Source organism: Sporosarcina sp. Y1011 (genome assembly GCF_057669885.1).
On record NZ_JBYHFP010000017.1, the window covers coordinates 1 to 25,741 of the forward strand.

22 protein-coding genes and 1 riboswitch are annotated in these 25,741 nt (G+C 42.8%); of the genes, 21 read left to right on the forward strand and 1 reads right to left on the reverse strand.

From position 1 onward, the window contains the following. The first annotated feature begins 1,047 nt into the window (after positions 1-1,047). The 13 genes from AC25Y5_RS15140 to AC25Y5_RS15200 all read left to right on the forward strand — a co-directional run bounded on the left by AC25Y5_RS15140 (position 1,048) and on the right by AC25Y5_RS15200 (position 14,935). Positions 1,048-1,584 carry a DUF2179 domain-containing protein gene (locus AC25Y5_RS15140; protein ID WP_482105700.1) on the forward strand — a complete coding sequence of 179 codons (537 nt, stop codon included), beginning with the start codon at positions 1,048-1,050 and terminating at the stop codon, positions 1,582-1,584. Then, positions 1,581-1,772 (forward strand): NETI motif-containing protein, encoded by a 192-nt coding sequence (locus AC25Y5_RS15145; protein ID WP_482105701.1) that lies wholly within the window; start codon positions 1,581-1,583, stop codon positions 1,770-1,772. The genes AC25Y5_RS15140 and AC25Y5_RS15145 overlap by 4 nt, the downstream gene beginning before the upstream one ends. Positions 1,773-1,859: 87 nt before the next feature. Further along, a riboswitch (purine riboswitch) is annotated at positions 1,860-1,959 on the forward strand. Positions 1,960-2,323: 364 nt separating this feature from the next. Continuing rightward, the gene (purE, locus tag AC25Y5_RS15150; protein ID WP_488141024.1) at positions 2,324-2,812 is read left to right on the forward strand and encodes a 5-(carboxyamino)imidazole ribonucleotide mutase; all 489 of its coding nucleotides are present in this window, start codon (positions 2,324-2,326) and stop codon (positions 2,810-2,812) included. After that, positions 2,809-3,927: a 5-(carboxyamino)imidazole ribonucleotide synthase gene (gene purK / locus AC25Y5_RS15155; RefSeq protein ID WP_488141025.1), complete on the forward strand. Its 1,119-nt coding sequence runs from the start codon at positions 2,809-2,811 to the stop codon at positions 3,925-3,927. Before purE ends, purK begins: the two co-directional genes overlap by 4 nt. Positions 3,928-4,069: 142 nt before the next feature. Continuing rightward, the gene (purS, locus tag AC25Y5_RS15160) at positions 4,070-4,324 is read left to right on the forward strand and encodes a phosphoribosylformylglycinamidine synthase subunit PurS (RefSeq protein WP_488141026.1); all 255 of its coding nucleotides are present in this window, start codon (positions 4,070-4,072) and stop codon (positions 4,322-4,324) included. After that, complete coding sequence (gene purQ, locus AC25Y5_RS15165) at positions 4,321-5,007, forward strand: phosphoribosylformylglycinamidine synthase subunit PurQ (protein WP_488141027.1); 687 nt, start codon at positions 4,321-4,323, stop codon at positions 5,005-5,007. Before purS ends, purQ begins: the two co-directional genes overlap by 4 nt. Next, positions 4,991-7,225 carry a phosphoribosylformylglycinamidine synthase subunit PurL gene (purL, locus tag AC25Y5_RS15170; protein ID WP_488141028.1) on the forward strand — a complete coding sequence of 745 codons (2,235 nt, stop codon included), beginning with the start codon at positions 4,991-4,993 and terminating at the stop codon, positions 7,223-7,225. Before purQ ends, purL begins: the two co-directional genes overlap by 17 nt. After that, positions 7,201-8,625 carry an amidophosphoribosyltransferase gene (gene purF / locus AC25Y5_RS15175; protein ID WP_488141029.1) on the forward strand — a complete coding sequence of 475 codons (1,425 nt, stop codon included), beginning with the start codon at positions 7,201-7,203 and terminating at the stop codon, positions 8,623-8,625. Before purL ends, purF begins: the two co-directional genes overlap by 25 nt. Before the next feature lie 13 nt (positions 8,626-8,638). Beyond that, entirely contained in the window at positions 8,639-9,697 is a 1,059-nt protein-coding gene (gene purM, locus AC25Y5_RS15180; RefSeq protein WP_488141030.1) for a phosphoribosylformylglycinamidine cyclo-ligase, read from the forward strand. Then, the gene (purN, locus tag AC25Y5_RS15185; RefSeq protein WP_488141031.1) at positions 9,694-10,266 is read left to right on the forward strand and encodes a phosphoribosylglycinamide formyltransferase; all 573 of its coding nucleotides are present in this window, start codon (positions 9,694-9,696) and stop codon (positions 10,264-10,266) included. Before purM ends, purN begins: the two co-directional genes overlap by 4 nt. Before the next feature lie 43 nt (positions 10,267-10,309). Then, a complete protein-coding gene (gene purH, locus AC25Y5_RS15190; RefSeq protein WP_488141032.1) occupies positions 10,310-11,845 on the forward strand; it encodes a bifunctional phosphoribosylaminoimidazolecarboxamide formyltransferase/IMP cyclohydrolase in 1,536 nt (511 codons plus the stop codon). Between the two features lie 13 nt (positions 11,846-11,858). Continuing rightward, a complete protein-coding gene (gene purD, locus AC25Y5_RS15195; protein WP_488141033.1) occupies positions 11,859-13,118 on the forward strand; it encodes a phosphoribosylamine--glycine ligase in 1,260 nt (419 codons plus the stop codon). A 440-nt stretch (positions 13,119-13,558) separates the two neighbouring features. Then, complete coding sequence (locus AC25Y5_RS15200; protein WP_488141034.1) at positions 13,559-14,935, forward strand: MFS transporter; 1,377 nt, start codon at positions 13,559-13,561, stop codon at positions 14,933-14,935. Between the two features lie 192 nt (positions 14,936-15,127). Here the strand turns inward: AC25Y5_RS15200 and AC25Y5_RS15205 are convergent, their stop codons facing one another. Then, positions 15,128-15,820, reverse strand: a complete 693-nt coding sequence (locus AC25Y5_RS15205) for a class I SAM-dependent methyltransferase (protein ID WP_488141035.1) — start codon at positions 15,818-15,820, stop codon at positions 15,128-15,130. 160 nt (positions 15,821-15,980) lie between these two features. Here AC25Y5_RS15205 and AC25Y5_RS15210 point away from each other — a divergent pair, with 160 nt between their 5' ends. From AC25Y5_RS15210 to gatC, 8 genes are all read left to right on the forward strand, one after another. Beyond that, positions 15,981-17,699 (forward strand): adenine deaminase C-terminal domain-containing protein, encoded by a 1,719-nt coding sequence (locus AC25Y5_RS15210; RefSeq protein WP_488141036.1) that lies wholly within the window; start codon positions 15,981-15,983, stop codon positions 17,697-17,699. A 9-nt stretch (positions 17,700-17,708) separates the two neighbouring features. After that, positions 17,709-18,764: a DUF3048 domain-containing protein gene (locus AC25Y5_RS15215; protein WP_488141037.1), complete on the forward strand. Its 1,056-nt coding sequence runs from the start codon at positions 17,709-17,711 to the stop codon at positions 18,762-18,764. A gap of 27 nt (positions 18,765-18,791) precedes the next feature. Further along, the gene (locus AC25Y5_RS15220; RefSeq protein ID WP_488141038.1) at positions 18,792-19,121 is read left to right on the forward strand and encodes a YerC/YecD family TrpR-related protein; all 330 of its coding nucleotides are present in this window, start codon (positions 18,792-18,794) and stop codon (positions 19,119-19,121) included. A gap of 117 nt (positions 19,122-19,238) precedes the next feature. Continuing rightward, entirely contained in the window at positions 19,239-19,931 is a 693-nt protein-coding gene (pcrB, locus tag AC25Y5_RS15225; protein WP_482105714.1) for a heptaprenylglyceryl phosphate synthase, read from the forward strand. 49 nt (positions 19,932-19,980) lie between these two features. Beyond that, positions 19,981-22,209: a DNA helicase PcrA gene (gene pcrA / locus AC25Y5_RS15230; protein ID WP_488141039.1), complete on the forward strand. Its 2,229-nt coding sequence runs from the start codon at positions 19,981-19,983 to the stop codon at positions 22,207-22,209. 22 nt (positions 22,210-22,231) lie between these two features. After that, complete coding sequence (gene ligA, locus AC25Y5_RS15235) at positions 22,232-24,244, forward strand: NAD-dependent DNA ligase LigA (protein WP_488141040.1); 2,013 nt, start codon at positions 22,232-22,234, stop codon at positions 24,242-24,244. Between the two features lie 6 nt (positions 24,245-24,250). Then, positions 24,251-25,378 (forward strand): CamS family sex pheromone protein, encoded by a 1,128-nt coding sequence (locus tag AC25Y5_RS15240; protein WP_488141041.1) that lies wholly within the window; start codon positions 24,251-24,253, stop codon positions 25,376-25,378. Positions 25,379-25,451: 73 nt separating this feature from the next. Further along, on the forward strand, positions 25,452-25,739 hold the full coding sequence (gatC, locus tag AC25Y5_RS15245; RefSeq protein ID WP_482105718.1) for an Asp-tRNA(Asn)/Glu-tRNA(Gln) amidotransferase subunit GatC: 288 nt from the start codon (positions 25,452-25,454) through the stop codon (positions 25,737-25,739). The last annotated feature ends 2 nt before the right edge of the window (positions 25,740-25,741 follow it).

Consider the following 25,741-nt stretch of genomic DNA (forward strand, 5'->3'; position numbering starts at 1 on the left):
TGGTAGTTGGGGGTTTCCCCCTGTGAGAGTAGGACGTCGCCAGGCCCAAGGTCGTTGCCAATAGGTAATGGCTTTTTTCTTTGGTTATTTTTAGCTTCTTGCCTTATTGTTAGCTACTGTAAAACGTACGTTTTTAAATGCCGTGAATGAATCTAATTTTAAAAGACGACATTTCGTTCAATTTCGAATGAAATGTCGTCTTTTTCCATATCTAACTCTAGATAATTTTTCCGTTCTGTACAATTTCAACCGTTATTTAAATAAGTAATTCCAATAAGCTAACGTCTTGTAGACCGTTTAGTGCTTTTGGGATGTCTCTTGGTCCTAATCCGGGATTAGCGCTTCGCATCCAGTCTTACGGCTTCGGCCACCCCTTTGTCGCGCTTGCGCTGGTGTGTTCATTATCGAGAGAGTTGGGATTTTGAGATGTATGAATGAGATTATAACGTGATTATAATTTGATAGTAATATTATTCAAGAGAGATACATTATAGATTGCAGGTATAATCCCTGATACCGAAATTCGCCTTCCTTCTATATAGACTATCTAGCGCAGGCGCGTCTCCGTGGTAACCGAAGCGGTAAGACTGAAAGTGATCTTCTTTCCGGCTTATCGTGAGAGGCATCCACAAAGCGCTGGAATGGTATCATCAGGATTTCTGATTCGTTCCATGTATTGATACTGATGTTAAACGAATTCTCTTGGTTAATGGAACTGCAGGTTGCATATCTAATCCTCGATAACGAAATGCGCTCGCTTAAATAGACTAACTAGCGAATGCGTAACTTGGGCTACCACAAAGCACAAAAGAGGTAATAGCAGTATTTCTAATTCGCTAAATATATTGGGACATTAGTTAAGTATTTTCGCTCGGTTTATATATATTTCCTTCAGAAATTAGACCCGATATCCTACACCTCTATATATACTCTATCGGAATATCATCGGCACTTGTAATTCAATCACTGGAAGAAATATGGACCTATTCTTAATGTCTTGAAATCGGAGTCTATCAACGATAGGATGAAGTTACGCAAAAGAAAGGGATGGTTATTTTGCAAATGGTGCTCATTATCTTTGCCATCAATATCGTGTACGTAACATTTTTCACGGTACGCATGATTATGACTTTAAAAGGGTATAGGTATATCGCTGCGGTAGTGAGTATGGTGGAAGTTGTCGTTTATGTTATCGGTCTTGGTTTAGTACTGGATAATTTAGATGAAATTCAGAATTTAATTGCATATGCAATCGGTTATGGTTGTGGTGTAATTATAGGTACGAAAATTGAAGAGAAAATGGCGCTGGGTTATATTACGGTGAACGTAATCACTTCGAAGGAAAATTTGAAATTACCGAGTATATTAAGAGAAAAAGGATACGGAGTTACAGATTGGTCAGCAAATGGCCTAGATGGTGATCGAACATCCATGCAGATTCTAACTCCGCGTAAATATGAATTGAAGCTATACGTTACAATAAAAGAAATAGACCCAAAAGCTTTTATTATTGCCTATGAAGCGAAAACCATACATGGCGGGTTCTGGGTTAAGAGCGTAAGGAAAGGAAAGTTATTTAAGTGAGTAAAAATAAGACGATGTGGTATGAAGTTAAAACGGATGAGACGATTGAAGAGTGCTTGAAGAGAATGACTGATGACGGGTATACAGTTGCTGCTCGAAAGGAAGAGCCGCTGTTTGAAGAGGTAAATGGCGAATTTATACCTATCAGGCAGGTTATCAAATTCAAAGGGATACGAACAGAAGAATAAAGTAGCTTAAAGACGAACGATTTAAAAGTATAATATATTATTGTTCGTCTTTTATCGTTGACGAATGCGCTAGAACTTGCTAAAATACAAGTAGTAAATACGAATCCCCATATATGCTGTGGAATTGGCCACAGTGTTTCTACCAGGACACCGTAATGTCCGGACTATGCGGGAAAGCGACTTTCAAGAATGTTAGCGAAAGGTGTGTGGGTACCAATGGGTGCATTCATCTTAACGCATATTTCAACGTCCTCGAATGGCCGGCTTTTCATGCATTTGAAAAGCAGTCTATTCGAGGTTTTTTAATTGCTTGAGAAATTGGGGAAACTCGTATTGTTGGCAACATCAAACATGGATCATTTGTGATTGAGCTCCAACACTTTTGTATTTGGAATTTAACAGTTATCTAAAAAAATAGTGGATTGGACTATATGGTCGTATCATATGCCGATCCTGATATGTATCAAAGAACTTCACTTCGCGCGCTTATCTTGCGCCTGCTACATCAAAGACGGCGCATTGCGCTTTTCCAATAAAGGAGCGGATTAAATTTGGAACCGAAAATCGGTGTTATTATGGGAAGTAAAAGTGATTGGGAAACGATGAAGCATACGTGTGATATTTTGGACGAACTTGAAGTCCCGTATGAGAAGAAAGTTGTCTCCGCGCATCGTACTCCTGATTTCATGTTTGAATATGCTGAACAAGCGCAAGATAAGGGTCTGGAAGTTATTATCGCAGGAGCAGGCGGCGCGGCACATTTGCCGGGGATGGTTGCAGCAAAAACATTACTTCCTGTTATCGGTATACCTGTTCAATCAAAAGCGTTAAATGGGATGGATTCTCTTCTATCGATTGTTCAGATGCCAGGCGGTGTACCAGTTGCTACTATGGCGATTGGAAAAGCGGGTGCTGTAAATGCAGGTTTGCTTGCGGCGCAGATGCTCGGAGTGCATGATTCAGCTTTAATGAAACGTATTGAAGAACGCCGAGACAACATGCGTGAAGCGGCGTTAGAAAGCAGTGGTGACTTACTTTGAAAACAATATTACCTGGACAAACGATAGGGATTATTGGCGGTGGTCAGCTTGGCAGAATGATGGGACTTGCAGCAAAAGAAGCGGGGTTCAAGATTGCTGTATTGGATCCGGTCATGGATTCACCCTGTGGACAGATCGCTGATATCCGTATTGTTGCTCCTTACAATGATGAAGCAGCGCTTCAAGAACTTGGTGAAGTGAGTAATGTCATCACATATGAATTCGAAAACATTGATTACGAAGGACTCAAACGACTTTCTGAAATTGCACATGTACCTCAGGGAGCTGAACTTGTCCGGATTACGCAGAACCGAATAATCGAAAAATCTGAAATCACTGCATCAGGTGTACCTGTTGCGAAATATGTTACAGCACAGACATTCGAAGAACTAACGATGAAAATTGGTGAAATTGGTTTCCCATGTATCGTCAAAACAGCATTCGGCGGTTATGACGGTAAAGGCCAAGTGAAAATTGATAAAGAACAAGAACTTCACTTGGCTGAGTCACTCTTTACGCATTCGGCATGTATTGCGGAAGCATTTGTCCCGTTCACAAAAGAAATATCCGCTATCATTCAGCGCAATGCAGAAGGACAGTCCTATTGTCTTCCAATTGCTGAAAATATTCATAAACACCATATATTGCATGAATCAATCGTGCCTGCTAGAGTTCTCGAAAGCGTTTTGGTACGAGCTGAAGAAGCAGCAACAAGAATTGCAGATCATCTCAATTTAGTCGGAACACTAGCCGTCGAAATGTTCGTTTTAGAAAACGGCGAAATTGTTATAAATGAATTGGCACCACGTCCACATAACTCGGGCCATTATTCAATTGAGGCATGTAATATTTCACAGTTTCATCAGCACATCAGAGCTGTTTGTGGGTGGCCTCTACGCAAACCAATTTTGTGGGCACCTTCAATTATGGTCAATGTACTTGGTGAACATGTCGCGCCACTAACAAAAGTGGTTAAAGAGCATCCTGATTGGTCCATCCATTTATACGGTAAGGCAGAGGCAAAGGAAAAGCGTAAAATGGGGCATGTTACTATCATGACCAACAGCATTGAAAAAACGCTGGAAGAGATTGAAGCTACAAGCATCTGGTCATAATTCTAGGATGATATTGATGATATATCCATCCGGTTACGAGAGTGGTCTAGTCAAAACAGATGCAACTTGCTGGAGCCATAGATTTTGAAAGAAGTCCATTTCCAGGAACAAACTAAACTAATTTTATTTGGGAGGAAAAAACATGACTAAAGTAAACGTATACGTAACACTTCGTGAAAGTGTTGTTGATCCACAGGGAATCACAACGAAAGATGCACTTCAAACATTGGGCTTTAAAGAAGTCGAAAGCGTACGTATTGGCAGATTAATCGAGCTAGAAGTAGACGGGTCAGCTACAGATATCAATGCACGTGTCAAAGAAATGTGCGAAAAGCTTTTAGTCAACGAGGTCATTGAAGATTACCGGTACGAAATTGGGGAGGTCGCGGTCAAATGAAGTTCGCTATTCTTGTTTTCCCAGGATCGGGCTGTGACATCGACATGCACCACGCGGTAAATAATGTTTTAGGCTATAAAGTAGAGTATGTCTGGCATACAGAAGCGATTCTAGATGGATTTGACGCAGTACTCATTCCGAGCGGAGCATCATATGGAGATTATCTGCGACCGGGTGCATTAGCACAAAGTTCACCTGCAATTGCTAGTTTGAAGGCATTTGCTGCAACAGGGAAACCTGTGCTTGGTGTGGGTAACGGATTCCAGATTCTTGCCGAGGCAGGCCTTTTACCAGGAGCTTTCTTGCGCAATAAAGGATTGAAGTTCAGATCAGGTAAAACGAAATTGACTGTCGGAAATGTAGATTCTATATTTACAGCAGGCTATGAAAAAGGGCAAGAAATTACAATTCCATTTGCTCATGAATATGGCAACTACTATGTTGACGAAAAGACAGTAGAAGATTTGAAAAGTAATAACCGAATCGTATTTACATATGCGGACGGGAATGCAGATGGCAGCACAGCAGATATCGCAGGCGTATTGAACGAAACGGGCAATGTACTCGGCATGATGCCACTTCCTGAACGTGCAGTAGAGGAAATCATCGGAGGAACAGACGGATTGCTTCTATTTAATTCAATCTTGAAAAGGTGGAGTGAAAATAATGTCAGCCAAGCATGAACCGAACGCACAACAAATTAAAGATGGAAAATTATATTTACAAATGGGAATGTCTGACGCAGAATTTGAACGTGCAGAAGAGATGTTAGGACGCCTTCCAAACTATACGGAAACAGGCCTGTTCTCGGCACTATGGTCTGAACATTGTTCATATAAAAGCTCAAAACCGGTACTTCGTAAATTCCCGACTGAAGGTGCGCGTGTTCTTCAAGGGCCAGGCGAGGGTGCTGGAATTGTTGATATCGGTGATAACCAGGCAGTTGTGTTCAAAATGGAATCACATAACTCTCCATCTGCCATCGAACCATTTATCGGTGCGGCAACAGGTGCCGGCGGGGTTCTACGTGATGTATTCTCAATGGGGGCACGCCCAGTAGCGCTCGTCAACTCCCTTCGTATTGGGGAATTATCGAATGCACGTGATCGTTATTTATTTGAAGAAGCTGTAGCAGGTATGGCAAGTTACGGTAATGCAATTGGAATACCTACAATTGCTGGTGAAGTGCAGTTTGACAATTGTTATTCAAAACGTCCTTTAGTTAATGCAATGGCTGTTGGCCTATTGAACCATGAAGATATTCAAAAAGGTGTCGCTGCAGGCGTTGGCAATACAGTTATGTATGTAGGTGCAACAACGGGGCGCGATGGCATACATGGTGCAACGATGTCTTCAGTGGAAGTAGCTGTTGAAGAAGAAGAAGCAGAACTACCGGTTATGCAGGCGGGAAATCCTTTCCTAGAGAAACTTCTAATGGAAGCATGCTTGGAGCTTGTGAAATCGGATGCACTTATTGGTATTCAAGATATGGGTGCTGCCGGGCTAACATCTTCTGCTGCTGAAATGGCATCTAAAGCTGGATATGGCGTGGAACTGAACTTAGATTTAGTACCGCAGCGTGAAGAGGGAATGACAGCATACGAAATGATGCTCTCGGAATCACAGGAGCGGATGCTTGTTGTTGTGAAAAAAGGCCGTGAACAAGAAGTGACCGACCTATGTGCGAAATATGAGATTGAAGCAGTTTCGATAGGTGAAGTAACAGACGATAAAATGCTACGTCTTTTCCATAAAGGTGAAGTGGTTGCGGAAATTTTAGCGGATACTTTAGCAGAAGATGCACCTGTTTACCATAAGAAATCTGAGGAACCAGCTTACTTTAGAGAATTTCAAGCCATGGAAATGACAGAGCCTGTAGTGAATAATGTGCATGAAACGTTAATGGATTTGCTACAACGTCCGACGATTGCATCGAAAGAATGGGTTTATAACCAATTTGATACGCAAGCACGTTCAAATACAATCGTTGCACCAGGCTCTTCCGCAGGTGTCATTCGTGTAAGTGGAACGAATAAAGGACTCGCAATGACTTCTGATTGTAACTCTCGGTTTGTGTACCTAGATCCGGAAACGGGTGGTAAAATCGCAGTCGCGGAAGCAGCACGTAACATAATTTGTTCAGGTGCAGAGCCGATTGCAATAACAGATTGCTTAAACTTTGGTAGTGCAGACAAGCCAGAAGTGTTTTGGCAACTTGAGAAATCTGCAGAAGGAATCTCAGAAGCATGTCGCAAGCTGAATGCACCTGTAATTAGTGGGAACGTTTCCTTATCAAATGAAGTGAACGGCGTTCCAATCTATCCAACACCTACGATTGGTATGGTTGGTATTATTCACGATTTAACACATGTAACAACTACTGAATTTAAACGCGCAGGCGATGTTATCTATGTTATCGGCGAAGCAGCACTTGATTTTGGTGGCAGTGAATTGCAACAAATGACAGAAGGTAAGATTTTCGGACAAGTACCGTCAATTGAACTTGATGTTGAAGCGGCACGCCAGAAAGAACTTCTTACAGCTATCCAAGCAGGGCTTGTACAATCTGCAACGGATTTGTCAGAAGGCGGTTTCGCGGTAGCGCTTTGTGAGAAAGCTTTTGGAGCAGAAGGCCTTGGAGCTGGCGTTACAGTTTCAGGATCAGCAGTAACGGCTTTATTCAGTGAAACACAATCACGCTTCTTAGTTTCCGTTAAAGAAGAAAATGCAGTAGCTTTTGAAGAAGCTGTAAAAGATGCGATTAAAATTGGTGCAGTAACGGATAACAACCGCATCATTATCAATGGTAGCGATGGAAGTACGTTAATCGATGGTATGGTTGATGAATTACGATCCGCTTGGAGAGGGGCTATTCAATGCTTGCTGAACTCAGAGGCTTAAATGAAGAGTGCGGCGTGTTTGGTATATGGGGACATGAAGAAGCCGCGCAGATGAGTTATTATGGTCTGCACGCAATGCAACACCGAGGGCAAGAAGGAGCCGGAATTGTAACAAAGGAAGGCAAAAAGCTTCGAGTCTTAAAAGGCGAAGGTCTTGTCAATGAAGTATTTGCTGGCGATAAAATAAATGATTTAAAAGGGAATTCTGCAATTGCACAAGTCCGTTATTCATCGGAAGATGGCCGCGGAGCTGAGAACGTCCAGCCACTAGTTTTCCGTTCAACGACGGGAAGTCTTTCTATCGCACATAACGGTAATATTGTAAATGCAGTCGAACTGCGTGAACATCTTGAGCGCCAAGGCAGCATTTTTCAAACAAATTCAGATACAGAAGTACTGGCTCATTTAATCAAGAAAAGCGCTGGAGCTTTAACCCAGCGCGACCGTGTGAAAAAGGCGCTGTCTATGTTAAAAGGTGCATTTGCATTTGTCATTTTAACAGATGACGGGTTAATGATTGCACAGGATCCAAATGGGCTCCGTCCACTATCTCTTGGGAAAGTGGGGGATGCATGGGTTGTTGCATCAGAAACATGTGCGTTCGATATTATTGGTGCGGAATGGATTCGCTCCGTAGAGCCGGGAGAACTAATCATGATTAATGATAGTGGTCTTCAGTCTGAACGTTTTGCACCAGCTGCAGATTCTGCCATGTGCTCGATGGAATATGTTTATTTTGCACGTCCTGATTCGGATATAGACGGTATAAATATTCACTCGGCACGAAAACGTTGTGGTAAGCGACTTGCACGCGAAGTACATATCGAAGCGGACGTCGTCACAGGTGTCCCTGATTCAAGTATTTCAGCGGCTATTGGATTTTCTGAAGAAAGTGGAATTCCCTATGAACTGGGACTTATTAAAAACCGGTATGTAGGACGGACGTTCATCCAGCCATCACAGGAGTTACGTGAAAAGGGCGTGAAGATGAAACTTTCTCCAGTTCGTCAAGTTGTGAACGGTAAAAGGGTTGTTATGGTGGATGATTCAATTGTTCGCGGTACAACGTCGAAAAGGATTGTCAATTTGTTGAAAGAAGCGGGTGCGACGGAAGTTCACGTTGTGATTGCATCACCACCGCTTGTCAGCCCGTGTTTTTACGGCGTTGATATAAGTACAGATTCAGAATTGATTGCGACGAATAGAACAATTGATGAAATTCGTGATCTCATTGGTGCAGATTCACTGACGTTTCTATCCGCTGAAGGAATGCTTGAAGCAATTGGTCGTCCGGATAATACAAAAAACTGCGGACAATGCCTTGCTTGTTTCACTGGAGAGTATCCGACTGAAATCTATTCAGATACTGTATTGCCACACGAAAAAGAAAATGTTAGATAGGAGTGAATTTCACATGTCAAAAGCTTATGAAAATGCAGGGGTAAATATCGAGGCTGGCTACGAGTCAGTTGAACGGATGAAATCGCATGTTGCTCGTACTGCTCGTAAGGGTGTAACGGGAACTTTCGGCGGTTTTGGTGGCATGTTCGATCTTTCTGCACTCGAATATAAAGAGCCAGTTCTTATTTCTGGTACTGATGGTGTTGGAACAAAGTTGAAACTCGCGTTCATGGCTGATAAACATGACACGATTGGTATTGACTGTGTCGCTATGTGTGTAAATGATATTGTGGCGCAAGGTGCGGAACCTCTGTACTTCCTTGACTATATTGCGCTTGGAAAAGCTGTACCCGAAAAAGTTGAAGCAATTGTTAAAGGAATCGCAGATGGCTGTGTTCAATCAGGAGCGGCTTTGATAGGCGGAGAAACGGCGGAAATGCCAGGTCTATATGAAATCGACGAGTATGATCTAGCTGGTTTTGCTGTTGGTGCTTGTGAAAAGAGTAAAGTGGTTACTGGCGAAAAAGTTGTAGCTGGCGACGTTCTTGTCGGAATTGCATCAAGTGGTATTCATTCGAACGGCTATTCACTTGTCCGTAAAATCGTAATTGAAGATCAAGGCTATGAAATTGATGGTCTTATTGCTGGATATGAAGAGCTTGGTACAGTTGGCAACGCACTTCTTGAACCAACAAAAATTTACGCAAAGCCCGTTCTTCAAATGCATAACGAACTCGATGTTCACTCAATGGGTCATATTACAGGCGGTGGCTTCTATGAAAACCTACCGCGTATGCTAGTTGAAGGATTCGGAGCAGAAATCGACTTAGGTTCATGGCCAGTACTTCCCGTTTTTAACATGCTAAAAGAAAAAGGCGAACTACAAGATAAAGATCTATACAGCGTATTCAATATGGGTATCGGATTTGTGATTGCACTTCCTGAAGAACAAGCGAATGCTGCCCTGAAAATTGCAGCCGAGCACGGGGAAGAAGCGTTCATTATCGGACGTGTTATTGAAGGCGAAGGCGTCACGTTTTTAGGAACACATGACGGAAGTCTTGCCAAATGAATTCAAAAATAAAGATTGCCGTTTTCGCATCTGGAAGCGGTAGTAATTTTGCAGTTATTGAAGAAGCATGCCGAAAAGGCGAGTTGAACGCTGAAATTGTACTGATGGTTACCAACAAGCCGGAAGCGTTTGTCGTTGAACGTGCTGAAAAAGGTAGTATTCCAGTCGCGGCATTTCGACCGAAAGATTTCGAAACGAAAGATGCTTACGAAGAAGCAATTTTACATGCGCTTCAAGAATCGGGGGCAGAGTGGCTTATCCTTGCAGGGTATATGCGTCTTGTGGGTCCAGTACTATTGACGGCTTATCCATCTCGCATCGTTAATATTCATCCGTCACTGCTCCCCTCGTTTCCAGGGAAAGATGCAATTGGGCAGGCCATTGCACATGGTGTGAAAGTAACAGGTGTCACAGTTCACCTTGTCGATGAGGGAATGGATACGGGACGAATTCTCGCACAGTGTGCTGTCGATGTTGTCGATGGCGATGCTGTCAAAACGACTGAAGCGATTCACGCTGTTGAACACGATTTATATAAAGATACATTAAACGAACTTTTTAGCCGTTAACTTTTTTACAGGTCATATTCAAACTAATTGGAGGGTTTTATTCGTGAAAAAACGTGCATTGCTCAGCGTGTCGGACAAAAGTGGTATTTTGGAATTTGCGAAAGCGTTGGAAAGTCTTGGCTATGAACTGTTATCTACAGGCGGTACGATGAAACATCTTGCGGACAATGGTGTCGCAGTTACAGCAGTAGATGCAGTAACGGGATTCCCGGAAATTATGGAAGGCCGCGTGAAGACGCTTAACCCGTTGATACATGGAGGACTTCTTGCAAAACAGGACGACCCTTCTCATATCGCGCAAATGGAAGAGCACGGCATCCAGCCGATTGACGTCGTTTGTGTGAATCTGTATCCGTTTAAAGAAACAATTTCAAAACCAGATGTAACCAATGAGGATGCAATCGAAAATATCGATATCGGTGGACCGGCAATGCTTCGTGCTTCTGCGAAAAACCATGCCTACGTTACAGTTATCGTCGATGCAGCAGATTACGATCAAGTACTCTCTGAAATCAAAGCAGACGGTAAAACGACGCTTGAAACGCGCAGACGTTTAGCAGCTAAAGTATTCCGTCATACAGCAGCATATGATGCACTTATTGCCGGTTTCTTGACTGACCTTACAGGCGAAGAATTCCCGGAGCAGGTTACGTATACATATGAACTAAAACAACCGCTTCGTTACGGAGAAAATCCACACCAAAAAGCAGCTTTCTATAGCCGACCACTCGGTTCGGATTTCTCGATTGCCTATGCGGAACAATTGCACGGCAAAGAGCTATCTTATAACAATATCCAAGATGCGAACGCGGCTATTCAAATCATCAAAGAATTTGATAAAGCAGCTGCAGTAGCAGTAAAACATATGAATCCATGTGGCGTTGGAACTGGCGAAACGATTTTCGACGCGTTCAATAAAGCATATGAAGCAGATCCAATGTCTATCTTCGGTGGTATAATCGCATTGAACCGTGAAGTAGATGTAGCAACCGCTGAAAAATTAGCAGGAATTTTCCTTGAAATTATCATTGCGCCTGCTTTCACAAGTGAAGCAGTTGAAATCTTGACCAAGAAGAAAAACATTCGCTTGATGACAATTTCGTTTGATCAAAACAAAAAAGATAAATGGAATACAGTATCTGTTGAAGGCGGACTACTTATGCAAGAGCCGGATACATACGGGTTTGCGGATGCTGACATTCGTGTTGCGACAGACCGTGAGCCGACGGAAGCTGAGTGGGAAGCGATGAAACTTGGTTGGGCTGTTGTTAAACATGTGAAGTCCAATGCAATCGTAGTAACAGATGATCGTATGACGTTAGGTGTTGGAGCTGGGCAGATGAACCGTGTTGGAGCTGCGAATATCGCGCTAACACAAGCTGGCGAACGCGCGAAAGGTGCAGCACTTGCATCTGATGCATTCTTCCCGATGGACGATACTGTCGAAGCTGCTGCGAAAGCGGGTATTACGGCAATTATCCAACCCGGCGGCTCAGTGAAAGATGAAGATTCGATTAAAAAAGCGAACGACTACGGCATCACGATGGTGTTCACGGGCGTACGTCATTTCAAACACTAAGGAGCGAAGTACATTGAATATACTCGTTATCGGGAGCGGTGGCCGCGAGCATGCGATCGCCAGGCAGTTCAATGTCTCCCCTTCAGTTTCAAAAGTATTTGTAGCACCAGGCAATGATGGTATGAAAAAGGACGCTGAATGTGTGCAAATCGACGCGTTGGATTTTGAGGCACTTGCTTCGTTTGCCAAAGAAAATGATGTAAACCTGACATTTGTTGGTCCTGAACAACCGCTAGCGGAAGGTATTGTTGATCACTTTGCTGAACACGGATTAACAGCGTTCGGTCCAACAAAAGCGGCGGCGCTAATTGAAGGAAGTAAGTCATTTGCGAAAGAGATTATGACAAAGTATGCTATTCCAACTGCTGCGTACGGAACATTTACTGATGCAGAAGAAGCAAAAACATTTATCCGAGAAAATGGTGCACCAATTGTCGTTAAAGCAGACGGTCTTGCAGCTGGAAAGGGTGTTATCGTTGCGATGACACTCGAAGAGGCGCTTGAAGCGGTCGATGATATGATTGGCAACCAGAAGTTCGGCGAATCATCATCACGTGTCGTTATCGAAGAGTTTCTGGACGGCGAGGAGTTCTCTTACATGTCGTTCGTCCATGACGGTCAGATATACCCGATGGTAGTCGCGCAAGATCATAAGCGGGCGTATGACGGTGATAGAGGACCGAACACGGGCGGTATGGGTGCATACTCACCGGTTCCACAAATTTCGGATGCAATTGTGAAGGAAGCCTATGACAAGGTTGTCGTTCCGACTGTTGAAGCGATGGCTGCAGAAGGAACCCCGTTTACAGGTATTTTGTATGCGGGACTTATTCTCACCGAAGATGGACCGAAAGTGATTGAATTCAATGCCCGCTTCGGCGATCCTGAAACACAAGTCGTCCTTCCACGGATGGAATCGGACTTTGGAGAATTCATGACTGCACTGATGGCCGGCAAACCGTTTGACTTGAAGTGGGATGACAAAGCGATGTTAGGCGTTGTCATTGCGGCGGATAGATATCCGGGAGATGTCGTGAAGGGTGCGGCTTTGCCTGACCTTGATATTTTGTCAGCACAAGGATTAGAAGTCTTCCATGCAGGTACAAAATCAAATGGCACTGGATTCGCTGGCAATGGCGGTCGCGTACTCTTGATAACAGCAAAAGCAGATACATTAAAAGAAGCGCAGGAGAACGTCTACAAAGGCTTGTCTAAATTAGAATGGAACGGATTCTTTTATAGAACAGATATTGGGTGGCGTACGTTTGAATAAGTTGAACATATAAGATGACAGGACACTAATCTGAATCCCGGACATACACAAATTGGTCTGGGGTTCGGATTTTTTAAGTTAATAAAGAGTCCATTCTAATCTACTTAGGTGCTAGAAGATGACTTACATCGCAGGCTTACCTGCTAGACTCCTAGTCTCATAGCTTCGGTGACCTAAGTTTCTAGCGCTAGATGCTCGAGGCCGCAAGCCAACCTAACTAGGAATGCTTAAACTGTATTCTTTCCCTAGGAAGAATTGACATGTAGCTTTCCCAATCAAAAAGTGCACGTCGTCAGCTTTTCTTATGCTAGTCGCACCTACCCGGGCGCTTTCAACTTTTCTTGTTAGCTCTTGGACGGCGCCTAAGCTCAGTTTATAAAGCGTATGTTTTACTTTTGCTATATAGATGGAAAATAAGTCAAACAGTATGGAGTGCACTTATGGAAAACACATACAAAGGTAACGATAAATTAATTCTAGGTCTTGTATTAGGGATTATTACATATTGGCTGTTTGCCCAGGCGTTATTGAATACGGTCCCGGACATTCAAAAAGATTTGGGCGTGGATGTCAGTACGATTGGGATAGGAATTAGCATTACAGCACTATTCTCAGGTGTTTTTGTTGTCGTTGCAGGCGGTTTTGTCGATCGTTTCGGAGCAATGAAACTGACGGTCATTGGGTTGGTTCTCAGTATTTCGGGCTCGGCGTTACTAATAATGGCACACAGCACGCCCCTCTTCATTGGCGCACGGGTCATTCAAGGATTTTCGGCGGCGTGTATCATGCCTGCGACTCTTGCAATTGTAAAAGCTTATTATGACGGGGAGGCTCGTCAACGTGCGTTAAGTTTCTGGGCGATTGGATCTTGGGGAGGCACAGGCATTTGTTCGTTGGCCGGAGGAGCAATTGCGACATCGATGGGATGGAGATGGATATTTGTCTTTTCCATTGCGGTGGCTATCATTTCACTATTGTTGTTGAAAGGCACACCTGAGACAAAGACAGTAGCGTCGAACAAGAAATTTGATTATGTAGGTCTTGTGCCTTTTATTGTCGCAATGATCAGTTTGAACCTCGTTATTACTCGGGGGAGCTCGTTCGGGTGGACGAGTTGGATTACTATGTCGTTGATTATGCTCTTTGTATTGTCAGTGATTATGTTCTTTATGAACGGTTTCAAAAAAGGGGACGATAGTTTTATTGATTTCTCCATCTTCAAAAACCGGGCTTATTCGGGTGCGACGTTATCGAATTTTTTATTGAACATGGTAGCTGGTTCTTTAATCATCATCAACACATATCTTCAATTAGCGAGAGGGTTCACTTCATTTCAGTCGGGGCTGCTGTCAATCGGTTATCTTATTTTTATTATGATAACAATCAGAATAGGGGAAAAATTGATAAAAAAAGTCGGTGCAAGGAAGCCAATGATGATTGGTCCGTTGATTACAAGTATCGGTATTGCGTTCATGACGCTCACTTTTTTGGGAGATCTAGCTTATACCATTGCAGTCATCGTTGGTTTCATTTTATTTGGAACAGGACTTGGCCTCTATGCAACGCCTTCAACAGATACGGCTGTTTCAAATTCGCCGGCTGAGAAGGCGGGGGTTGCAATAGGTATTTACAAAATGTCGAGTACGCTTGGCGGATCGACCGGAATCGCAGTCTGTGCAAGTATCTTCGGCGCATTATCAATCAGCAACAGTGCAGATTTTGCAGCGATGATTGGATTAGTAATTTGTGCAGTATTTTGCATATTGTCCATGCTATCAGTGTTTTTTACAACACCCAAGGATTCGATGGGCTCTTAAAGAATTATAGACACAGGCTTTTCCGGATATCGGAAGAGACTGTGTCTATTTCAAGTTAGAGAACACTTGAATTTATCTGATTGAAAGAACACGGTTATAGGAGTCAATTAGTAATCTATACTAGAAAGAACATTAGAACTTAAAGGTGAAAAACCTCTTTGTTTATTGATAAAAGCAAAGGGATTGTCCTGTTTATTCAGCTTTGCAAATCCACCCGCCGAACATATTCGTCGTGAAAAACTTAGCGATTTTACCAAAACCAGCTTCCTCAAGTAAACGTACAATCTCCTCTTCGGGAATAAAGGACAGCTGACGAACGGTTTTTTCCATTTCATCTACTTCGGCTTTAGTCATATTTGTTGTGTCTAGCCAGTATGCTTTCCATAGTGAGAATAACGCATCGAATGCTGGGTCATTGGAATTACCGAACATCGTAGCGATGACGAAAGGTGCTCCTAGTTTTAGACGTTGTCGGATACTTTTCAATTGCCGCAGTTTATCATCAGCATCTGTTATGAAATGTAGGACAAGCATGCATGTCGCCGCATCATGAAGATGGCTTCTTCCAACTTTATCGATTGTGCCTTCAATGAATTCCACGCGGTCTGCCATATTTAACTGATTTGCTTTCACCCTAGCAAGTTCGAGCATAGGTGCGGAGGGATCGACAGCGGTGAATGTCCATGTCGGGTTAGCAGGTCCAAACGTAGCGAGTTCGGTGCCACCGCCAGCTCCAACCACAAGAATGTTTGGCTGCGCAGTTGTATTTGCTCGTAAATACGTTTGGACGAGTCTAAACATGGAGTCATACGTCGGTAATGTTCGCCGCACCCCTTTGTCATACTCTGTTGCCATTTCTTCATTGAATTCCATTTTGTCCGTCATCAAATCAAATCCAATCATCTGTAGTAATATCTATTTCGTCAAAAAAGGGTTAAATCCTTTTTTGAGTGAAGCCCGTCAGAGTCTTCTAGCTCCTATTTATTTCAGCAATGCTATGCTACGATAAATAGTATGAATAGTTAAGTAAAAGGGAGAGAGTATTATGTGGGAATCCAGTGAAATAAAAGAACAACTACATATGATTGACGGCAAGAAAGCACCGGACATCATTATCACCAATGCAGAGTATTTGCATTCAATCTATAAGAGATGGATGAAGGGAAACATTTGGATTGCTGGCGATCGCATTGTGTATGCTGGGAAGGAAATGCCAGTAATGCTAGAGGGAGCAGAAATCGTCGATGCATCGGGAAAGAAAATTGTTCCCGGCTATATTGAACCACATGTTCACCCGTTTCAATTGTATAACCCTGGGACATTCGCAGAATATGCGGCGCAGCTTGGAACGACAACATTCATTTCTGATAATCTAATATTATTTATGTCACTAAAAAACGAAACATCATTTGCGCTTCTTGATAAGATGAATGAATTGCCATTTTCATTTTACTGGTGGGCTCGATTTGACTCGCAGACCTTTCTACAAAATGAAATGGAATTATTTAATTTGGAAGCAATTAAAGAATGGATTGAACGCCCTGAAGTATTGCTAGGGGGAGAACTGACAGGTTGGCCGCGGCTGATAGCTGGGGAGCCAAATATGGTCGCATCCGTGCATGCTGCAAAAGTTGGTGGTAAGAAAATAGAAGGTCATTTACCCGGTGCCTCTGAGCGCACACTTGCACGTATGCGTTTGCTTGGAACGGATGGGGATCATGAATCGATGACTATTGAAGAAGTGGAAGCCCGATTGTTACACGGTTACGGAGTGACGCTTCGGCATTCGTCCATTCGACCTGATCTTCCGCATTTATTAAAAGACATTGTTGACAAAGAACTCAATGTGTTTGATCATCTGATGATGACAACGGATGGGTCGACACCTTCATTTCACATTGATGGGGTTATGGACAAATGTATTCGTGTCGCGCTCGAAGCAGGTGTTCCACCAATCGATGCTTATCAGATGGCTTCTTATAATGTAGCGCGCTACTATGATATGACTGATTTACACGGAGTCATTGCGACTGGCCGTTATGCGACGCTAAATATCCTTGAAGATGAATTTAGTCCAGTGCCAACGGATGTATTATCGAAAGGAAAGTGGTTGAAACGTGAAAACAAATCTGCAGAACCATTCCCGGCTATCGATTGGTCATTTGTAGAACCGTTCGTTCCTGACTTTGATCTTAACGAAAATGATTTCATATTTGAAGACTCGATTGGAATTGAAATGGTTAATGATGTAATAACGAAGCCATATAATGTGACAATCGACACAACGGTTGAAACATTGGCGAGTGATCATGATGAAAGTTTCCTCATGCTTATTGATCGAAATGGGAAATGGCATATGAATACAATTATTAAAGGGTTTGCTACAAATATTCAAGGTTTTGCAACCTCTTATTCGAATACAGGAGATATTATTTTAATTGGAAAAGATAAAAGAGAAATGCACAACGCCTTTAAAGAAATTAAGCGGATTGGGGGCGGCATGGTGCTGTCCGAAAACGGAGTGGCAATCGCGACAATCCCACTACCGATAGGCGGGGGATTATCGGCAGAACCGCTCCCTATATTGATTGGACAGGAACTAGAATTGAAAAAGGCACTTGCAGATCGAGGATACACGAAAGGTGATGCTGTCTATACATTCCTGTTCCTCCAATCTACACATCTGCCCTATATCCGCATCACACAGATGGGACTGTATGATGTTATGAAAAAAGAAATAATCATTCCGGCAACCGGAAGATAGGGGACAAGAATGGAGAAGAAAATGAGGGGATTGCTAGTATCCATAGTAATTGCAATGTTGCTGCTGTCGGCTTGTTCAACAAAAGAGAAGGCGGAAGATATAATACCCGTCCTAAAAGAGGATGAAAATCCAGTTATCGTTGAAGAAGAGCCGGATCTATTGTATAAGTCACCGTTCACCGGAGTATTCACGGAAGAGGAGAATACCCGTCGCCCGGTTCTCGCGACAATTAATAATCATCCTTTAGCAAGGCCGCAGTCTGGCATTAGTGATGCGGATATCGTTTATGAACTTGCGGCGGAGGGGAACATTACAAGACTTTTGGCGTTATTCCAAAGTGAGTTACCTGAAGAAATAGGCCCCATCCGCAGTGCGAGAGATTACTTCATTCATATCGCGAAAGGGCTTGATGCTTTTTATGTTGCCCATGGTTATAGTCCAGATGCTAAGCAGTTGTTGCAAAGCCATTTTGTTGATAACGTTAATGGTATGCAATATGACGGAACGCTTTTCCATCGGTTGAGAGAGAGGATAGCGCCACATAACTCCTATATATCAGGAGATAATGTGCTCGCTGCTATGGAAAAAACAAATTCACCAATGGAAATGTCATTAATCCCAGTATTTTCTTTCCATGAGTCAATTGAAAGTGCTAAAATAGGAGATATAGCATCTATGCTCGTCGTTCGAACGGGTACCGATCCGGACTTTACGAGCACCTACGCCTACGATGGAGAACTAGGGACATACAATAGGATGGTAAATGGAATATTGACTGTTGATAAATCCGAGGAAAAACCGGTTGCGCTTGCAAATGTTATTGTGTTTGAAACCGCATTTCGTACAATCGATAACGTCGGAAGACAGTCGGTTGACATCGAGTCGGGCGGCAAAGGAATGTTGTTCCATGCAGGTATTGCAAAAGAAATTGAGTGGGAAAATATCGATGGGATCCTAACGCCAATGGAAAATGGTGTTCCGGCTCAACTTGTTCCAGGAAAGACATGGATTCATATTGTTTCTACCCAACCTGGAATGGCAACGAGTGTCACTTATACCCCTTAAAGAATTCATTCAGAGAGAGGGAGACATATGCAAATTGATAAAATCCGTGGTCATCAAACGGATCAGCTTTTTAAAGCGATGCTCGAATTAAAAGACCTCGATGAATGTTATGCGTTTTTCGATGACATAAGCACTATAAGTGAATTACAGTCACTCGCGCAGCGGCTCGAAGTGGCACAAATGCTTATGATGAAAAAGACGTACGATACGATTCAAAGTGAGACAGGTGCCAGTACAGCGACGATTTCAAGGATTCGACGCTGTGTTGACTACGGTTCAGGAGGTTACGAAAAAGTGCTTGGACGATTATATCCCCAGGTGAATGAAGAAGCTGAAACTACAAAAGAAACGAAATAAGCTTTAATCTAGACTTTGAACACTTTATACTTTCAAGTTTAACCGGACAGAGAAAGAATCTGACCGGTTTTTTTGGTATACTTAAACAACGAACATTAAAAGATTGGGTGGTAAGACATGGATTTCACTATATGGCGTCATGCCTTCAAATTAGATCCCGAAAAAACAGTGACCGACGAACAATTAGAACTGCTTGCCGAGTCAGGAACAGATGGTATTATCGTTGGCGGAACAGATGGGGTTACACTCGATAATATACTTGACTTACTCGTTCGAATTAGAAGGTATTCCGTTCCAGTTGCACTTGAGATATCGACAGTTGACTCCGTTACGCCTGGATTCGATTATTTTTTGATACCGACAGTGCTTAACTCAACAAAAGTGGAGTGGATTAATGGAATTCATCATTCCGCTCTCCGTGAATATGGTCATATGATGAACTGGAATGAAATTCAAACGGAAGGGTATTGTATTATGAATCCCGACTGCAAAGCGGCGAAATTGACCGGCGTGACGGATGTGCCTGACGAAGAAGATGTAATCGCTTATGCTCGCATGGCAGAACATCTTTTCAAACTACCGGTATTTTATCTGGAATACAGTGGCAAGTACGGTGATCCTAAAATTGTGGAAGCAGCATCACGTGTACTAGAAAACACACGTCTTGTATATGGCGGTGGGATTAACAACGCCGCAAAAGCCATAGAGATGGCAGAAATTGCGGATACAGTTATCGTTGGCAACATCATTTATGAAGATTTAAATGCAGCATTGTCAACAGTCGATGCAGTGAAATCGGTTTCCCGCTAAGACAATACGGTGTATAATAAAGAACAAATGTTCCGAGAGGGCGATGTAAATGAACAAAATAGCTGAAGATTTACTAATAGGCATGAATCCCGAACAAGCAAGAGCAGTGAAGAAGACGGAAGGTGCTCTTCTCATTATGGCGGGTGCAGGTTCTGGTAAAACACGTGTCCTGACACATCGTATAGCCTATTTAGTCGTAGAAAAAAATATATATCCATCCAATATACTCGCGATTACATTTACGAACAAAGCGGCTCGTGAAATGCGCGACCGTATCGACGGCTTGCTAGGTGCAGGTACGGGTGAACGAATGTGGGTTTCTACTTTCCACTCGATGTGTGTACGGATACTGCGTAGGAATAGCGACAGGATTGGTATTTCTAAATCCTTCTCGATTCTAGATTCAGCCGATCAATTATCGGTTATTAAAAGTGTTTTGAAATCGTTGAACCTTGATGCGAAACAATACGAGCCAAGAACAATGCTAAATGCGATTAGTTCCGCAAAAAACGAATGCATTGATGCAGAAATGTACCGTTCGCAAATCAATTCCCACAACCCTTATGAAAAGACAATTGCGGATGTATACGATGGCTATGCAAAAAGGCTGCGTCAAAACCAATCGCTCGATTTTGATGATTTAATAATGATGACACTCGTATTATTCGAACGTGTACCGGATGTCCTAGAATTTTATCAAAACAAATTCCAGTATATTCATGTCGATGAGTATCAGGACACCAATAACGCACAGTACAGACTTGTTAATATGCTAGCGGCAAAATTCAAAAACTTATGTGTTGTCGGAGACTCTGATCAGTCCATCTACAGATGGCGCGGTGCGGATATCGGCAATATCCTGTCCTTTGAAAAAGACTATAATAATGCCGAAATGATCATGCTTGAGCAAAACTATCGCTCGACGAAACGAATCTTGCAAGCGGCCAACGACGTCATAACAAATAACAAGAGCCGTTACGATAAAAAGCTACGCACGGATAATGACGAAGGTGAATCAATCTATGTGTACAAAGCGAGCGATGAAAAAGATGAATCGCAGTTTGTCGTAGGTAAAGTTATTGAATTGCAAGAGCAGGAGAAACTTAAGCTCGATCAATTTGCAGTCCTATATCGTACGAATGCACAATCGCGTGTTATTGAGGAATACCTTGTAAAATCGAATCTCGATTACACAATCGTCGGCGGCACGAAGTTCTATGAACGAAAAGAGATTAAGGACTTACTTGCTTACTTAAAACTTATTTCCAACAATGATGATGACCTTGCGTTAGCCCGAATTATTAATGAGCCGAAGCGTAGTATAGGTGCTACTTCATTCGATAAAATGGCGCGCTTCGCAATTGAACACGACCGCTCCGTTTTTGACGCATTACAGGAAGTCGACTTTATGGGAATCACGTCAAGAGCTGCAAATGAAGTTGCCAAGTTCCGTGAACTTATTGCAGGCTTCACTCAAATGAAGGAATATTTATCAGTAACTGAACTTGTTGAGCAAGTGCTCGATAAATCAGGCTACCGTGAAATGCTTCACCGTGAAAAAACAATTGAGTCAGAAAGTCGTCTGGAAAACATCGAAGAGTTCCTATCCGTCACAGAATCTTTTGAGAAACGTGCAGAAGAAGATACTGGCGATAAATCATTACTCGCTTTCCTGACAGATCTTGCACTCATCGCTGATATTGATTCACTAGATAAAGAAGAGAACAAATCCTCGGAAAAAATCGTCTTAATGACAATGCATGCAGCAAAAGGATTGGAGTTCCCTGTTGTATTCATAATTGGGATGGAAGAAAACGTCTTCCCTCACTCTCGTTCGATGGGTGATGACGAGGAGATGGAAGAAGAGAGACGTCTCGCTTATGTAGGTATTACACGTGCGGAACAAAAACTATATTTATCCTCTGCTTCTTATCGAACACTTTATGGACGTGCAAGTTATAATAGCCCGTCAAGGTTCATAGCAGAGATTTCAGAAGACATCACGGAAATGCTCTCTGCAAACTCCGGATTCTCCATCGGTGGTGGAAGCAAGGCTATACCTACTCGATCAGCTGTTAAAAAACCTGTATATAAAACGAGTGGTGGAGACAAAATGGGATGGAACCCGGGCGACAAAGCAGTTCACAAAAAGTGGGGGACAGGTATGGTTGTTAGCGTGAAAGGGATGGGCGAAGAAGTCGAACTGGATATCGCATTCCCACAACCGGTCGGTCTCAAGCGATTACTGGCAAAGTTTGCACCAATTGAAAAAGCTTAATAGAGAAGGAGAGGGCAAATCGATGGATCGTGTGGGACTTGAAAAAAGGGTGGAAGAATTGAATGATCTTCTTCATAAGTATGGCCATGCATATTATGTGCTCGATAAACCACTCACTTCTGACGCGGATTACGACCGTTATATGCAAGAACTACTAGCCATTGAAGCAGAAAACCCCGACCTTATTTATCCGGATTCGCCGTCGCAACGCGTTGGAGGCGAGATATTAAAAGGATTCGGGAAAGTCGTCCACGAGTTTCCGATGCTCAGTCTATCCAATGCATTCAATGATGAAGAGTTAAGAGAATTTGACAAGCGGGTGAAAAGTGCGGCCGGGCGGGATGTTTCATATATTTGTGAATTAAAGATAGATGGGCTTGCCATCTCGCTTAGATATGTCGACGGCAAGTTTGTCCAAGGATCGACACGTGGAGACGGGACTGTTGGAGAAGATATAACGGCAAGTCTAAAGACAATCCGGACAATTCCATTGCGATTGAAAGAAACTGTTTCTATTGAAGTCCGTGGCGAGGCCTATATGCCCAAGAAGTCATTTGTGAACCTAAATGCAAAGCGTGACGAATCTGGTGAGGAACCGTTCGCTAATCCGCGCAATGCAGCTGCAGGTTCACTTCGTCAGCTCGACCCGAAAATAGCGGCCAGTCGTAACTTGGCGATATTCATCTATGGAATCGGCGGCGATGGCAGTGCATATGGACAGGACAGCCATTCAGATTCACTCAATTACCTTGATAGTCTAGGGTTTGAAACGAATAAAGAACGGCAGCATTGCAACACTATAGATGAGGTAATCGATTATATCGAGAAATGGGTGGGAAACCGCTTAAATTTAGCATATGAAATCGATGGGATTGTTGTAAAGGTTGATAATTTTGAAGATCAGGAACAGCTTGGTTTCACGGCAAGAAGTCCTAAATGGGCGACTGCATATAAATTCCCTGCGGAAGAAGTAGTCACATTATTGCTAGATATTGAGCTTAGTGTCGGGAGGACAGGTGTTGTTACTCCTACAGCGATACTGGAACCGGTTCAGGTCGCAGGATCGACAGTGGGTCGTGCTTCTCTGCACAATGAAGACCTCATAAAAGAGAAAGATATTCGAATCGGAGACACAGTTATTATCCGTAAGGCAGGGGACATCATTCCTGAGGTCGTTGCGCCAATTATAGAAAAACGGACTGGTGAAGAAGTACCTTTTGATATGCCGGAAAACTGTCCAGTCTGCGACTCCGAATTGATTCGGATTGAAGGAGAAGTAGCACTCCGATGTGTTAATCCACAATGTCCCGCACAAATGAAAGAAGCAATCATTCATTTTGTGTCCCGCAACGCAATGAATATTGAAGGCATCGGCGAACGGGTAGTCGACCAATTGTATAACGCGAATCTGGTTCACGATGTCTCAGATTTATATACGCTGACAAAAGAACAGTTGCTGGAGCTTGAGCGGATGGGTGAAAAATCCGTTTCCAATTTGTTAACAGCGATCGAAGCATCGAAAGTAAACTCTTTGGAAAAAATGCTCTTTGGGCTTGGCATACGTCATGTAGGTGTAAAAGCGGCGACTATCCTTGCGGCGGAATTTGGTACACTTTCTGCATTAATGACAGCTGATGTGGAGCGACTCATAACAATCCATGAAATCGGTGACAAGGTTGCTGATTCAATTACTACTTATTTCAGCAAAGAAGAAGTGCTTGAAGTACTTCGAAAGCTGGAATCATACGGATTGAATATGGCATACATTTGGCGAAACAGGAAAGACGTTCCGACAGACGGGGTTTTCTCAGGAAAGACTGTCGTGCTAACTGGGAAATTGACTATTTTGACACGTGGCGAGGCGAAAGAGAAAATTGAAGCGCTTGGTGGAAAAGTGAGCGGCAGTGTTAGTAAAAAGACAGATCTCGTTATCGCGGGGGACGATGCCGGCTCTAAATTGGCAAAAGCCGAGGAGCTTGAAATTACAGTGTGGAATGAAGCGGAGCTGATTGAAGCGCTTGGCGAGAAGGAGTAAGTTGAAATGAAAAGATTATTGATATTACCCACAATGGCAGCTATTCTTTTCCTTTCGGGGTGTTTACCTCAATTTGGTACAGAAAAAGAGGAAGTTATTCAGGAAAACGAAGAGAGCGTCGAGGAAATAGTCGTGATTCCCGATGTTCAGTTGAAAGATGAGTTCTACAAAACACTGCTACCTTTCAAAAAAAGTGCAAGCCGCGGTCTAATTGTTAGCAATATCTATACAAAATACGACATGCAGGAAGCGGAAGAAGGGCTTTTACGTATTTCGAACGAGCAATTTTCACCCGATAACCACTTTTTTCAGGAAGGTCAGCATATTGATAAGGAAACAGCACGATCTTGGTTGTCTAGAAGTTCCACTGATGAAGCTGGTTTGAATCCCCCCATCCCAAAAGATATGAATGAAGATAAGGCTTCCGAAGAAGCGCCGATTTATTTGGCTCATATCATTGAGCAGAATTACCTCGTTATGACGGATGAAAAAAAAGTCCGCCTTGCCGGTATTTCAGTAGGCCTTGCACTTAATTCGATTAGCTATTCGAGAAGTGGAAAGGAAACCACTATACCGGATAAGGTAATCGAACAGCAAGGTATGAAAATGGCTGAAGAAATTGTGAAACGTCTTCGAACACAGGAAGGGCTCTCAGATATCCCAATTGTTGTTGGGTTGTTTAAACAAGAAAGTCGTAACTCCATTGTTCCAGGTACATACTTTGCGAAAGCTGTAGCTGGAAAAGGTCAAGCAGTTCCGACTGGCTGGAAAGTTGTTAATGAGAAATATGTGGTGTTCCCAGCGTCTTCAAAGACAGGCGCATACAGGGATATGAATACGACATTTGAGAACTTTAAACAAGACATTGATGCGTATTTCCCTAGTTTTGTTAACGTAATCGGAACAGGGTTTTATAAAGACGATGACTTAAAGTCTTTAAGAATAGAAATGCCTATCCAATTTTTCGGTTCAAGTGAAATAATTGGTTTCACACAATTTATGACAGAGCTTGTAAAACAGTACTTTCCAAATTTGTATACTGAAGTGACAATAACGTCCACAAATGGTCCGGAAGCATTAATCGTAAAAGAGCCGGGTGATGAAAAACCTTTTGTGCATATTTACGGCTATTAAACATCATAACTATTCAACATTCTGGGAAGATGATATGATTAATCGTACAATTCAAAGATGAGGAGGAGAAAAAATGACGAAATTAACGATAAGTGAAGTACAACGCCATGCAGGACTTGCTAGGCTTGCTATGACGGATGCTGAGGCGGAAGTGTTTGTCGGACGACTTGATGAAATTATCGGGTTTGCCGATAAACTGAAAGAAGTGGATACGGACCATATAGCTCCTATGACTCATCCGTTGCCTCTATACAATGTTCTCCGTCAGGATATCCCTACAGATGCACTGGACCGGGAAGAGATGTTGAAGAGTGTGAAAGAACACGAAGCAGGACAAATTAAAGTGCCGACTATCATTTGATG